This window comes from Rhizobium sp. RU33A (assembly GCF_900156055.1).
Taxonomy (GTDB): Bacteria; Pseudomonadota; Alphaproteobacteria; order Rhizobiales; family Rhizobiaceae; genus Allorhizobium.
In genome coordinates, this window is record NZ_FTMQ01000002.1 from 158,833 (window position 1) to 170,944 (window position 12,112).

General features: G+C 60.8%; 9 protein-coding genes. All 9 read right to left on the reverse strand.

Going from position 1 to position 12,112, the window contains the following annotated elements; all coding sequences use genetic code 11:
* Nucleotides 1–11 precede the first annotated feature (11 nt).
* Nucleotides 12–1,139, reverse strand: a complete 1,128-nt coding sequence (locus BW978_RS06740) for an alginate O-acetyltransferase (protein WP_076393495.1) — start codon at nucleotides 1,137–1,139, stop codon at nucleotides 12–14.
* Nucleotides 1,140–1,152: 13 nt separating this feature from the next.
* Entirely contained in the window at nucleotides 1,153–2,601 is a 1,449-nt protein-coding gene (locus tag BW978_RS06745) for an MBOAT family O-acyltransferase (protein ID WP_076393497.1), read from the reverse strand.
* A 2-nt stretch (nucleotides 2,602–2,603) separates the two neighbouring features.
* Nucleotides 2,604–4,112 (reverse strand): NosD domain-containing protein, encoded by a 1,509-nt coding sequence (locus BW978_RS06750; RefSeq protein WP_076393499.1) that lies wholly within the window; start codon nucleotides 4,110–4,112, stop codon nucleotides 2,604–2,606.
* A 9-nt stretch (nucleotides 4,113–4,121) separates the two neighbouring features.
* Complete coding sequence (locus BW978_RS06755) at nucleotides 4,122–5,537, reverse strand: mannose-1-phosphate guanylyltransferase (protein WP_076393501.1); 1,416 nt, start codon at nucleotides 5,535–5,537, stop codon at nucleotides 4,122–4,124.
* Between the two features lie 59 nt (nucleotides 5,538–5,596).
* Complete coding sequence (locus tag BW978_RS06760) at nucleotides 5,597–6,718, reverse strand: pilus assembly protein PilZ (RefSeq protein ID WP_076393503.1); 1,122 nt, start codon at nucleotides 6,716–6,718, stop codon at nucleotides 5,597–5,599.
* 19 nt (nucleotides 6,719–6,737) lie between these two features.
* Complete coding sequence (locus tag BW978_RS06765; RefSeq protein ID WP_076393505.1) at nucleotides 6,738–8,213, reverse strand: glycosyltransferase; 1,476 nt, start codon at nucleotides 8,211–8,213, stop codon at nucleotides 6,738–6,740.
* A gap of 11 nt (nucleotides 8,214–8,224) precedes the next feature.
* Complete coding sequence (locus BW978_RS06770) at nucleotides 8,225–9,544, reverse strand: nucleotide sugar dehydrogenase (protein WP_076393507.1); 1,320 nt, start codon at nucleotides 9,542–9,544, stop codon at nucleotides 8,225–8,227.
* A 244-nt stretch (nucleotides 9,545–9,788) separates the two neighbouring features.
* Nucleotides 9,789–10,433 carry a LuxR C-terminal-related transcriptional regulator gene (locus BW978_RS06775; protein WP_076393509.1) on the reverse strand — a complete coding sequence of 215 codons (645 nt, stop codon included), beginning with the start codon at nucleotides 10,431–10,433 and terminating at the stop codon, nucleotides 9,789–9,791.
* 644 nt (nucleotides 10,434–11,077) lie between these two features.
* Complete coding sequence (locus BW978_RS06780) at nucleotides 11,078–11,803, reverse strand: ParA family protein (RefSeq protein WP_076393511.1); 726 nt, start codon at nucleotides 11,801–11,803, stop codon at nucleotides 11,078–11,080.
* Nucleotides 11,804–12,112 lie beyond the last annotated feature (309 nt).

Genomic DNA, 12,112 nt, shown 5'->3' on the forward strand with positions numbered 1-12,112 from the left:
GGACGAGACGATCAGACATTGCCGCCCTCCGTCTTGGTCTCACCGTCACGCTGCCAAAGCGTCTTGGTGCCGAGATAGCGGATTGGGAACTCCCAGACGACGACGGTCGGGGCGGCTTCGTCGAGCGTGGAACTGGCAAGCAGGTCCATCATCGGAACGCCGGGGCCGAGGCCTTCCTTCGCCACGTTCACGACGTCGGCTTGCAGCGTTTCGCGGAGGAAGTCGGCAAATGACCAGTTCTCGTTGGCACTGTAGCTGGTGCCGACCAGCATGACCGGGACAGAGGAATCGTCGCCGAAGATGTCGGCGCCGTTTGCCGCCTCACTGACCCGCGTCCGGTAGATCGGCACGCTTTCCTCCGCCAGTCCGACCGTTGGTGCATAGTCTGGAGAGGTGACGAACTTGGTGAGATCGCCCCACAGGCTGACCGGGGTCTGCCACTGCGCCGTCAGCTCCTGAGGGGCCAGATCGACGCCGCTCATCTGGAGGCTCGACTGGATTGCTTCCGCTGCGGCCTTTGCGCCGGCCGGCGACCAGTGCGTGTCCGACTTCAGGAAAATGTCGCCGAAGGGCTTTGCCGTCAGCATTGCCGCGCGGGTATCGGCGACGATGATCCCCTGCTTCTGAAGAGCGGTCGAAAAGTCGCTGTAGGCATCGGCCATCGCGGGGCTGCGGACGAGCGAGGGCACGTCTTCGGCATAAAGGTCGGACTTTGCCGGGAGCGGCGCGAGCACCAAATGGATGCCCCGGGCCTCGAGCTCTCGTTGGACTTCCACGATGCGCTGGACGGCGTCGTCTAGGTCCCTGGTCGATACCGTCTTGAATTCTTCGGCGGTGAAGAACCATCCATCGTCGCCGACGATGACACCCTTTCGGCCCGCACCGAGAAGTGCGTAACGTGCATTGCCGAAGAGGCCAACGGACGCCGCGCGATGCGGCAGCTCGTTCTTGTATAGCGTATCGAGATCGCGTGTCGCTTCGCCGTCCATGACATAGGAAAGCGAGAGGTTCCTGGCCTCCGAGGCCTGGGCTGCCGGCGAGGCCGCAGTCGTCAGCAGGGCTGAATTCGCATAGAGCGCGTAGCCGAAGAAGGCGGAGGGCAGAAGCAGTGTGGCTGTGTATTGGCGCAGACTGGGCATGGTCTTGCTCCTGTCAGAACTGGAAATAGAGGAAGGGTGAGGCCGACTGCTCGGCAAGGCGTGCTATCGTCAGCGCCAGGAGTGCGGTCATCGCGAGCGGATAGGCGATCGATGACGTTGCTATCACCGTGCCATCGGCCGCCACCTGCGGAGCCCCGATGAGCGGCACGCGGTCCGGATCGGTCAGGTGCTTGAAGCGAGGCTCCATCACCACGGCCACGAGGGCGATCATGATGAAGACGAGGTGCTCTTGGTTGACGCTTGCCAGGAATTCCAGGCTCGGCGCCATACCGTGCAATCCGAGCATGCCGGCATAGACCGAGAAGGCTTCACCAACACTTGCGGCGCGGAACATGACCCAGCCGATGATAACGAGGAGGAGCGTTGTCGGGACGGTCAAGGCCTTGCTGAAGCCGGCGCGGGCGTAGCCGGTGTATCGCTCGACTGCCAACCAGCCGCCGTGCCAGGCCCCCCAGAGGACGAAGGTCCAGGCGGCACCGTGCCAGAGGCCGCCGAGCAGCATGACCAGGAAGAGGTTCAGGTAGGTGCGCAACGGTCCCAAGCGATTGCCGCCGAGCGGAATGTAGAGGTAGTCGCGCAGCCAGGTCGACAGGCTGATGTGCCAGCGCTGCCAGAATTCGGTGATCGAGGCGCTGACATAGGGCGTGTCAAAGTTGCGGATGAACTTGAAGCCCATCATCAGGCCAAGCCCGATGGCCATGTCGGAATAGCCGGAGAAGTCGAAATAGAGCTGCAGCGTGTAGGCAGCGGCACCGAGCCAGCCCTCGACGAAGGTGACGTTGCCTGATGCGAAGGCTGCGTCTGCAACAGGGGCGATCGAATCGGCCAACAACACTTTCTTGGCAAGGCCTATCGTGAAGATGCCAAGGCCTGTCGAGAACAGGGCGAGACTGTGGGTCCGTTCGTGGAACTGGTCTGCCAAATCCTTGAAGCGAAGTATGGGGCCGGCGATCAACTGGGGGAAGAGCGCGATGAATGCAGCGAAATCGACGAAGCTGCGGGTCGCCGGCGTGTCCTTGCGGTAGACGTCGATGACATAGCCTACGGCCTGGAAGACGTAGAAGGAAATGCCGATCGGCAGGATGAGGCGCCAGTGGACACCGAGTTCATCTGGCGTCGTGCCGAGCAAGGCGGCAAAGCTGTCGACGAAGAAGTTCAGATACTTGAAGACGCCCAGGACCGAAAGGCAGCCCACGACACCGAGAATAAGGGGGATCTTCGCCTTTGCCTGGCCTTCCCACCGTTCGATCATGAGGCCACAGCCATAGGCCCAGGCCGTCACGCCGACGAACAGCAACAGGAAGTCCGGTCGCCACCAGCAGTAAAAAAGGTAGGAACCGAACAGAATGGTCCAGGACTTGAACCGGTCCGGCGTGAGGTAATAGGCGGCCAGGAACAGCGGTAAAAAGAGAAACAGGAAAGTCTCTGACGAGAAAACCATTGTCAGCTCCCGGTCTTGCAGTCCACCGGATCGGCGGACGACGTGTTGGCGTGAATGGTGAGAGCGCTACTGCCCGCCTCGGGGCCGGCGGCTGTCCGCAAGAGATGCGGCACATACGGGGCGAATTCGCCATCGAGCAGGATCGGCAACTGGCCGCCAAAGTCATTGGCCGTCAGAGCTACTTCGCTCGCGGCGCCGCCATGGATGCCGGACTTGTTGCCAGTAAAGACATTGCCGTCGACGACGACGCGTGCGTTCTCATCTTGGTCGATGATCGAGACACCCGCGCCGGCATTGGCGACCAGATCATTGCGCGACAGGGTCAACGCGTGGCTGGCGCGCAGCTTGATCCCGACCTGGCTGTTCGACAGCACGATATTGTCGGCGATCGTCACGCAGGCGCTTCGAACAACGGAGACACCGCCGCGTCCATTTCCCGACAGGAGATTGCCGGTGATTGCAATGTCGCGCGCATCGTTGGCAACGAAGATGCCGCTGCCGCGATTGCCGATGAGGATATTGCCGGTGACGTCGATCGAAGAACTGGTGTTCTGCACATCGATTGCCTGCGCTTCGGTGGTGCCGGTGATGACGTTGTCCCGGATTTGTGCTCCGGCGACGCCTTTCAGTGCGATGGCCGGACCTGTTCCACCGGAAAAGTGATTGTCCGAAACGACCACCCGATGGGTGTTTTCGAGGCTGATGCCCGACATGTTCTCGAAGCTGCTGTCCGTCAAATAGGAAGCAATCCTGGAGGGGAAGAGGGCTGCGCCGAGAACGGACAGGCCGCTGGTTGCGCCGGCGCCGCCAAAGCCGAGCCCATTGAAACGGGCCCCTCTTGCCTGCACGGCGCCGGTCATGGCGGTCGCCACGAAGGGGCGGAAGGCGTTGAGACCCGCGTTGGTGCCGTCGGAAGCGGAGAGTTCGCCGCCATCCACGGTTAAAAGTCCGGAATTGAGGATGAAGGCACCATCCTCTGTCGACAGTTCCAGCGACTGCCCGGGGGAAATCACAAGCGCGGAATCGGACCAGATGACGATCGGCCAACGAGAGACGACTTTCCCTCCCTTGCGCTCGACAGCGCCCGGGTGGCTGCTGGCTGCTTCGGCTAGCAACTGGTCGAGCGTCATCGAGCCGCCGCGGATGAAGAGCGCCGGGGCGGCGCGGTTGGCCAGCGCCTTTTCGATTTCGACCTTGAAATGCCTTGCTGTCTGCAAGTGCAGTTGGGCCAACATGAAGTCGATCGGAACGGTATCCAGTTTGCCGGCCGTCGCGAGGCGGTCGAAAGCGAGCGGCGTTTCGGCGCCGTCCTGCCGAACCTCGGCCAAGCGACCGGAGAGGAGCGCGCGCACGTCGTCCTTTCGTGAGGCGGGGTCGCGAAGCTGTCCTCTGATCTCCGAAACCGTGCGGGTCAGCCCGGCCACATCAGCGTGGCCGGAGCTCTCTGCGCGCAGGCCGGGAGCGGTCGACGTCATCAGGAGTGTCAGAAGGAGAGGGAGCCCCTTGCGCATCGCCATTCCTCAGCTGTGCACGAGTTGCAGGGTGGCCACCGCATCGACGGATGCGGCGACTGCGATTTCGCAGACGACTTCGACCAGCTGCATTTCGGTTTCCGGGCCGCAATAGATCGACGCCGTCTCGCCGGCAGGCACTTCGAAGTTGTCGCCGATGCGCAGCGGTCGGGTGACGGCACCTGTCTTCAGAAGCCCCGATCCCGTCGTGACCGTCACCATGCGGTGTGACGAGGCATCTTCGGCGATCGGAAGCATGGTGCCGGGACGCAACGTCATCATTCGCAGCTCGTAACCCGGGCCTGACTGGACGCGGCGGACCTCGCCCCAGGCCATCTGGTTGCGCATGTGCTGGGCGAGTTCGCGGCGCTTGATGCTCTCGAGCTTCTTGACGATCTGCTTGACCTGCTGGGCCTGATCACGCGTGGTGATGAGCAGGGCATCGTCGGTGTCGACCACGACCACGTCGTCCATGCCGACAACGGCGACGAGCTTGCCGGAGGCCCGCACATAGGAGTTGCGGGTGTCGATGCTGATGACGTCGCCGCTCAGAACATTGCCGTCCTCGTCCTTCTCGGCGATGTGGTGCAGGGCATTCCACGCCCCGACATCGCTCCATGCCACGAGGAGGGGAGCGATCACGGTGCGCGGCGAATGTTCAAAGACGATGGACTCGGTCGGCAGATTGGCGGCCGGCTGCAGCGCTTCGGCATTGAGATAGAAAGCGTGTACGGTCTCCAGGCCATGATCGAGCGCGTTCTTCACGGCCTCGAAGGTAACAGGATCTAGGCGCTTGAACTCTTCGATCAGGACGTCGGCGCGAAAGAGGCTCAAGCCCGAGGCCCAGTAGGCGCCGCCGGCGTCGATAAGGGCCGTTGCGACTTCCACCGGCGGCTTTTCGATGAAGCTCGACACCTTGCGGGCGCAGGTGAGGTCGTCGAGCGCGCCGCCGTCAACGATGTAGCCATAGCCGGTTTCCGGGTATTCCGGCGGAACGCCGAAGAGGACGATGTGACCCTGTTCGGCAGCCTTGCGGGCGGCAAGCACATTGGCCGGCAGGTCGCCCTTCACGATATGGTCGGAGGGGATGACGCAGATCAGCGATGCGGGATCCGTCTTGGCAAGCGTCATGGCGGCTGCGAGTACGGCCGGACCGGTGTTACGCGAGATCGGCTCGGCGAGAATGCGGGCCGGGCACTTGAGGTCGTTCAGCTGGCGAAGCACCGTTGCGACATGTGCGCTGCTGACGGCAACGATCGGATCGGCGAAGCCCGGCGCCCGGTGGCGTTCAACGGTTGCGTGGAAGAACGTGGTCTCCGAATTGCCGTCGATGCGCTGGAACTGCTTGGGATGTTCCGTACGCGACAGAGGCCAGAGGCGCGTGCCGATTCCTCCGCAGAGGATAAGGGGGTGAACGTCTTGCATGGCTGCTCCTGTGAATCCGTTGGAGTGATTGCGCGGGATAGTCTGCCTGGACGGGCTACTCAGCTTGCCGCTCCTTCGCTGAACCATTGGCCAAGCTTCTGGCGGAGCGTGAAGATGCGCTGGCTGATGATGCGGACGGAGACGGGGGAGCCGACGGCTTCGCTGCCGAGTTCGGAATTCGGCTCGATCAAGGCACGCATCTCGCCTTCGTTGCCCACCGCCGTCAGGGCTTCGGCATTCTGGGCGAGGCCGCCGAAGGCAACCTTGCCATCCGAGAAACGCAGTTCGGCGATGTCACCGGAGACGAGTTGCTTGGCCTGATCGGCGGAGACCACGGCCTGAACGACCGGGGTTGCCGTTTCGTCGACAACCTCGACGATCGCGTCGCCGGCCATGACGGTCGAGCCTTCACCGGCGCGGGTCGGCAGGATGCGGCAATCGCAGGGCATGTTGACGCTGAGCGTCGTGCCGGAGACCGATTGCAGAGTGTAAAGCACTTCGCCGCGGGTCGCGCCGAGATCGAGATAGGAAATCTGGCCGCTGGCTATGGCGCGCAACGGCTGGCCGCCGGCAGACAGCACCGCAAGCTGCTTCACTTCCTTGGAGAAGACGCGCTCGTAGACGAGGTTGGCGGCGATCCCTGCAAGGGCAAGGCTGAAGGCAACGGTTGCCGCCATCTTCAGGCCGCGACCGACGATGTTGCCGATGCTCGCCTGACCGGCCTGCTTCTTGCTGCCGCTAACTGCTGCCCTCTCCCGCAGGCTGATGATGCCGTCGACCGAGGTGATGTCACCCGCGATATAGCTGTTCAGGAGGTAACGCAGGGTCGGCAGGTGTTCGCCTGTCGGCTCAAGGAAATCGAGGCGGACCTCGCCGGTTTCGGCATGGGTGCGGCTGATGCGGACATCAACCTGCAGCGAGATCGTGTAGCCATCGAAGTCGAAGCGCAGGACCGCGATCCGTTCCTTGCCCTCGAGTTCCGGGCCAGCGAGACCTGATACCGTGGCGGACACCAGGGAGAGGCTGCGGCCGGTGAACTGGCGCCCGTCGATAACAGTTACGAAGGGGATATTGGTCTTTGGATGTTCCGTCCCCGTGTCAAGCAGGACCGGAAAGCTCTCGGTCTGTCCGGTGTAGCCCTGGGAAGCGGTGTCGCGTGCGGCCTTCGTTTCGATATCCATGGTTACCGTCCTTCGGGGGTTAGATGATGTTGCCGACATAGGCCACGCCGAGGATGAGCCATCCGAGGGCAAGGCAGTGCATGTAGGTGGAGCTCAAGGCGCGCCAGCGCTGGCCGAGAGGGATGGTCCGGTTGGGGCCGGAGCCCGACTGGCGGGTCCATCTCTGGCGATCGAGGCGGAAGAGAATGAAGCTCTTGACGATCGCGCCGCCGACCTGGCTGAAATACAGGAGGAAGGGGTAGGTGATCGGGAAGCTCTCGCCGCGGAAACTCATGATCACCGTACAGAAGAGGTAGCGGGTGAACATGACCCAGGCGAGATAGATCGGCAGTATCCAGGGACTGACGAAGAAGGCGGCAAGCAGGATGCTCGCGGGGCCGGCCAGCGTCGTCCAGATCGACAGCGCCTGATCGAGGATCGACCACCAGGTGAAATAGCCGATGCGGGAGGCGGGAAGGGCAAGAGCACGGGCATTGGTGCGCAGCATGTTGCCGAACCAGCGGGTCATCAGCGTCGTCGCGGACTCCAAGAAACCGTCCTTGGGCTGCGTCTCGATCGACAGGGTGCAGAGATCCGGCAGGTAGAGCATCTTGTAGCCGCGCTGCAGCAGCCAAAACCAGGTGGACTTGTCGTCGCCGGTCAAGAAGTGGACACGGCCGAGACGCCAGTGGTCGATGAAATCGTTGCGGACGAGGTCGACAAAGCCGGGATCGGTCGCCAGACTCGCCCTGAAGATCGACATGCGACCGGTGAGGGTGAGTACACGTCCGCCCAGCGACATCGACGACATCATGACGTGGCGCTGCGAAAAGCGGAGGTCGAACCAGTCGCGGAACAGGCGGCCACCCTGGGTGTCGCTGAGTTCGTCGGTGGTGACGGCGCCGATGCTCGGATCTGTGAAGAAGGGAATGCTGCGGTCGACGACATCATGGGGCACGCAGCTGTCACCGTCGACGAAGATGACGATGTCGTTGCGGCCGGGATTGAGCCTTGCGATGGAGCGCAGCGAGGTCGCGAGCGCGTCACGCTTGCCGGTGCCCTCGATCTTGTCGATCTTCAGGCCGACGGTCGCTTCGCGGCCGGGATGGTGGAGGGCAACCGATGCCATGACCCGACGGATGAGGCGCGCATCGGCCTCGTCGACGATAGAGGCGACGATGGTTGCGCCACCGGTTGCCCGGAAGGCGGCCTCGAAGATCGAGCGATAGACGCGGGTCGAGATCTCAGGGGCGATCTTGTAGGTCGTGACCAGGAAGTAGGCATGATCCTTCAGACCCCGGGCCGTATAGGCCTCGGCGGCCTGACGGCGCCGCCGAGGATAGGCGAAGTTGAGGAAATAGGCGGCCCGCGCCAGGTTGATCCCGGCCCAGGCATAACGCCAGGCGCCAATCAGTCCGACGGTGATCAGGGTGCCGGAGACCGCGGATACGGTCGGGTGCGGCACGCTGAGCGCCAGGATCGTCATGGACAAGAGATAGATGACGTGGGCCAGCATATCGGCGCTCCTTACCAGCAGATGCCCTGGTAGGTGCCGGACGAGCGGATGTCCGGCCGGATGCGCAGCAGGTCGACCATCGGCACCTTATCGCTCGACTGGTCGAGTGCCTGCATGGCCTCGGCGTAGTGATTGCCGACGAGAATGACATCCGAGGAGTCGATGAGATCGTCGAGTTCGCCGACCAGTCGGTTCTTCAGATCGATCGAGGTGTCGTTACCGCGACCTGCACCGCTCATTCCCTCGGCATAGGCCTGCTGGACGAAGGGATCGTAGATCTTCAGGTCATAGCCCTTCGCGATCAGGCGGGAGGCGAGGCTCGCCAGCGGGCTCTCGCGCAGGTCGTCGGTGCCCGTCTTGAAGCTGATGCCGACCATCCCGATCGTCTGGCCGCCCATCTGGGAAACCATGGTCTCAGCGCGGTCGATCTGGGCTTCGTTGGCTTCGAGGACTGCGTCGAGCAGGGCGCTTTCGACATGCGCTTCCTTTGCCAGATGGCGGAGCGCGCGCACGTCCTTGGGCAGGCAGGAGCCTCCAAAGGCAAAACCCGGGCGCATGAAGTAGGGGGAAATGTTGACCTTGAGATCCGAGCACAGGATCTTCATGACCTGCTGCCCATCGACGCCGCAGGCCTTGGCGATGTTGCCGATTTCGTTGGCGAAGGTGACCTTCACGGCGCGCCAGGAGTTGCTGGTGTACTTAATCATCTCGGCGGTCGCAAGCGGCACCGAGTGGCAGACACAGGGCAGACCGGCATTGATCTCGTGCAGGATCTTGTCGGTCGTTTCGTCGATCGCACCGAACACGATCAGGCCCGGATCGTAGTAATCTTCGATGGCGGTGCTTTCGCGCAGGAACTCGGGGTAGTAACCGACCCCGAAATCCTTGCCAGCAATCAGGCCGGAGGCTGCTTCCAATGCCGGAATGCAGACCTTGTCCATGGTACCGGGCACGATGGTCGAACGAACGACAACGGAATGGAAAGCCTTCTTGCGTGCGATCGCAGCAGCAATGGCTTCGCAGGCCTTGACCACATAGGTCAGGCCGACGGAACCATCCGGCGCACTCGGTGTGCCCACGCAGACAAAGGATAGATCAGTGGCGGCGATCGCCTCATCAATATCAAGTGTGGCCCGGAGGCTCCTATTCGCCACCGTCATCTCGATCAGCGGTTCAAGGCCCTTTTCGACGATGGGGGTCTTACCGCGATTGATTGTGTCCACCTTGGCAGGATTTATATCCACCGCGACCACTTCATGGCCGTCCTTTGCCAGGCATGACGCGGCGACGACGCCGACATAACCGATCCCAAATACGCTGATCCTAGCCATTTGCTGCCCTCTGTCCTGACGGCAGAACCCGAGCTTGGGGCTTGCCGATTGTTAACTTCCGTTAATGTCGGCAGTAGACTTGGCAGCATTGCTGTCCTGATCAAAGTCAGGAAAATACGACGAGTGTCAGGAATTTCCCGTCTTTCTGGAAGTAAGTTTCAGAATTTTATGATAAACGAAAAATTGACACGCAAAAAAGCCGCAATCAAAATGACGCGGCTTTTTAAATTTCTGTGTAAAATTACTAGTGCTGCAGCCAGCCTACGCTTATCGCATAATTCACAATGTCTGATCTGGTTCGAAGATCAAGCTTTTTTATTGCTCTATACTTGTACGTCTCAACCGTCTTCGCACTCAGTTGAATATCAGCCGCGATCTCTTTCATCGCCTTGCCGAGAGCCACATGGCGGAGGACGAACTCCTCCTTTATGGACAGTTTCCGCTGGTCGATTGCGCATGGTATGGATGGTCTATCCGGCAGAGCGAGCACGGTTTCGTCGATCACGATATCACCGGCATGGACGCTTTTGATCGCGCGCAGCAGGCGTGGGCTGGCGACTGTCTTCGTGACCACACCACTGTAGCCGCGGTTTACGTAGGTTTCCCCGGATTGGGTTTCCCGGGTATCACAATAGGCGATCAGTTTGGTAGTGGCGCGAAGATCCTTGAGTTCCAGGCCGCATTCGCAGAGCAGTCCATCCAGAAAGTTTGGGTCCGCCACGATCACGTCGGGCTCGAGCTTTTCGATGGCTTCGCACAGCTTTTGGTTGCGTTGCGGCAGAGCAATCGCATGCAGTTGGCGGGTGGAGTTGATGAGGAAGTTCAGCCCGTCGATGAGGACCGGATTGTCGTCCAGAACCAGCACCCTGATCTTGCTAGTGTAATCCATTGCAGCTCCAATCTTTCGACAACGCCACAAAACCCTTCTTCGGTCACAACCGGTTGAACAAGTCTCACCCACTTAGCCAAGTGCAGGAATGGTCCGGGAGAACGTCCGTGGTGTCAAGATGTTGCAGTGCCGCGAAAATTCTAGACAAATTGTTGGGCTGCAACATCCGGTTCTGGCGTTTCATGTCACTTTCTCAAAAAAATACGTACTTCTATCAGTGAATTAGTTGGCTTCTCGGTGTGCCGTAAATCGGTTGCAGATGGTACCAGTGCAATTTTGCGCTGCGGAAAATTGTATCTTTTTGGTGCACCGGTGGTCCTTTCGATAGCTGCTTTATAAGGAATGACAGATGAGAATTTCGTCCGGACCGGTCTTGAGGTCCGGATTAATTCCGGCGGCAATGTGGCGATCAGACCCCATCTCCCGCATTGTTCCGTCAGCTCTTACGCCGCAATCTCCTCATTGGCTCTCACGACGCCTGACGGAATCGTGATTTGGCGAAAGCTAGAGAAGTTATCAGGCAAAATTGCAGCAGCGACATCGCTGTCGCAAAATGACCAGAAAACGCAAGGAGGCGCCGAGCTGTTGGGCACGGCGCCTCGCAGGTGTTTCTGCTTCCGGTGGTTGTGTTGTGGGTGTGCCCCTCAGGCCGCTGTCTCCAGGGGCTGTGGATCGCGTCTTGCGGCATAGGCGGGGGCTGCTGCTGCACCGACGTCGACGTGCGACAGCACCTCGTCGGCGAAGGCTCGTGCGTTCAGGATCGCCTTCTCGCCGCCCGCGGTTGGGGCATTGTCGAGCTTTCGAAGCGGGCGATGCATGTCAAACATTTCCCGGAAGGCGGCGCGTTCGGCAATCGCTGTGTCGAAGACGCGGATGTCCTGTTCCGACAGTAGGCGCTTTACTGCCTGCATCGAACGGGTCGTGATGGCCGGATTGACCCTGGACAGGACGACGGAGTGTGGAATGCGGATGCCTGCCTTGCGGTCGAGATAGCGCAGGAGATCGAGCACCTGGGCGCCACCCTGGGCATCCATGCTCGAGCCCTGGATCGGAACGATGACGTGATCCGACAAGCCGACGGCCGAGGCGAGCAGGGGTGACTGAAGGCCCGGAAGATCGACGATGACGAAATCCCACTGGCTGCGGCGCTCATGGACGATTTTCTGGATCGTTGGCGCCGACACGTAGGTTTCGATGGAGAGCCTCGGCATCAGTGCAGCGCCTTCGTACCACTTCGAGAACCATCGCTGGGGGTCGGCGTCTATCACGCAAACTCGGTAGTTGCGGTGGAGAAGTTCGGTGGTCAGAAGAAGGGCCGCAGTCGTTTTTCCTGCGCCACCCTTCGTATTCGCGAAGGTGATCACTGCCATTGGGTATTCCTGTCTCGAATAGCGGGAGCCGGAATCGCTCATGCGGAGGCACAGGCATCGTGCATCGGGACATATAAAGAAAACTGGTTAACAGAAAATTACGAGATCTAGGGGGGTGGGGCTGTAACCCCTGTATTTCAGGGCTTCCTCCCTCTCGTGCTTCGTTTATACTCGGCCAGTGCTTTCGGGGCCTGTTAACCTTTTGACCTTCCAGGTTGCGGTGTTGGGCGGTGAAGTGTAGCTCAAGGCTATGCTGCATTGCACAACATATAATAGTACTTTTGGACTTTACAGCTATCGAACCTTTGC

Excerpts from the sequence above, each read along its gene's own strand:
- BW978_RS06765 (WP_076393505.1), bottom strand. The coding sequence starts at position 8,213 with ATGCTGGCCCACGTCATCTATCTCTTGTCCATGACGATCCTGGCGCTC.
- BW978_RS06755 (WP_076393501.1), bottom strand. The coding sequence starts at position 5,537 with ATGCAAGACGTTCACCCCCTTATCCTCTGCGGAGGAATCGGCACGCGC.
- BW978_RS06770 (WP_076393507.1), bottom strand. The coding sequence starts at position 9,544 with ATGGCTAGGATCAGCGTATTTGGGATCGGTTATGTCGGCGTCGTCGCC.
- BW978_RS06760 (WP_076393503.1), bottom strand. The coding sequence starts at position 6,718 with ATGGATATCGAAACGAAGGCCGCACGCGACACCGCTTCCCAGGGCTAC.
- BW978_RS06750 (WP_076393499.1), bottom strand. The coding sequence starts at position 4,112 with ATGCGCAAGGGGCTCCCTCTCCTTCTGACACTCCTGATGACGTCGACC.
- BW978_RS06775 (WP_076393509.1), bottom strand. The coding sequence starts at position 10,433 with ATGGATTACACTAGCAAGATCAGGGTGCTGGTTCTGGACGACAATCCG.
- BW978_RS06780 (WP_076393511.1), bottom strand. The coding sequence starts at position 11,803 with ATGGCAGTGATCACCTTCGCGAATACGAAGGGTGGCGCAGGAAAAACG.
- BW978_RS06740 (WP_076393495.1), bottom strand. The coding sequence starts at position 1,139 with ATGCCCAGTCTGCGCCAATACACAGCCACACTGCTTCTGCCCTCCGCC.
- BW978_RS06745 (WP_076393497.1), bottom strand. The coding sequence starts at position 2,601 with ATGGTTTTCTCGTCAGAGACTTTCCTGTTTCTCTTTTTACCGCTGTTC.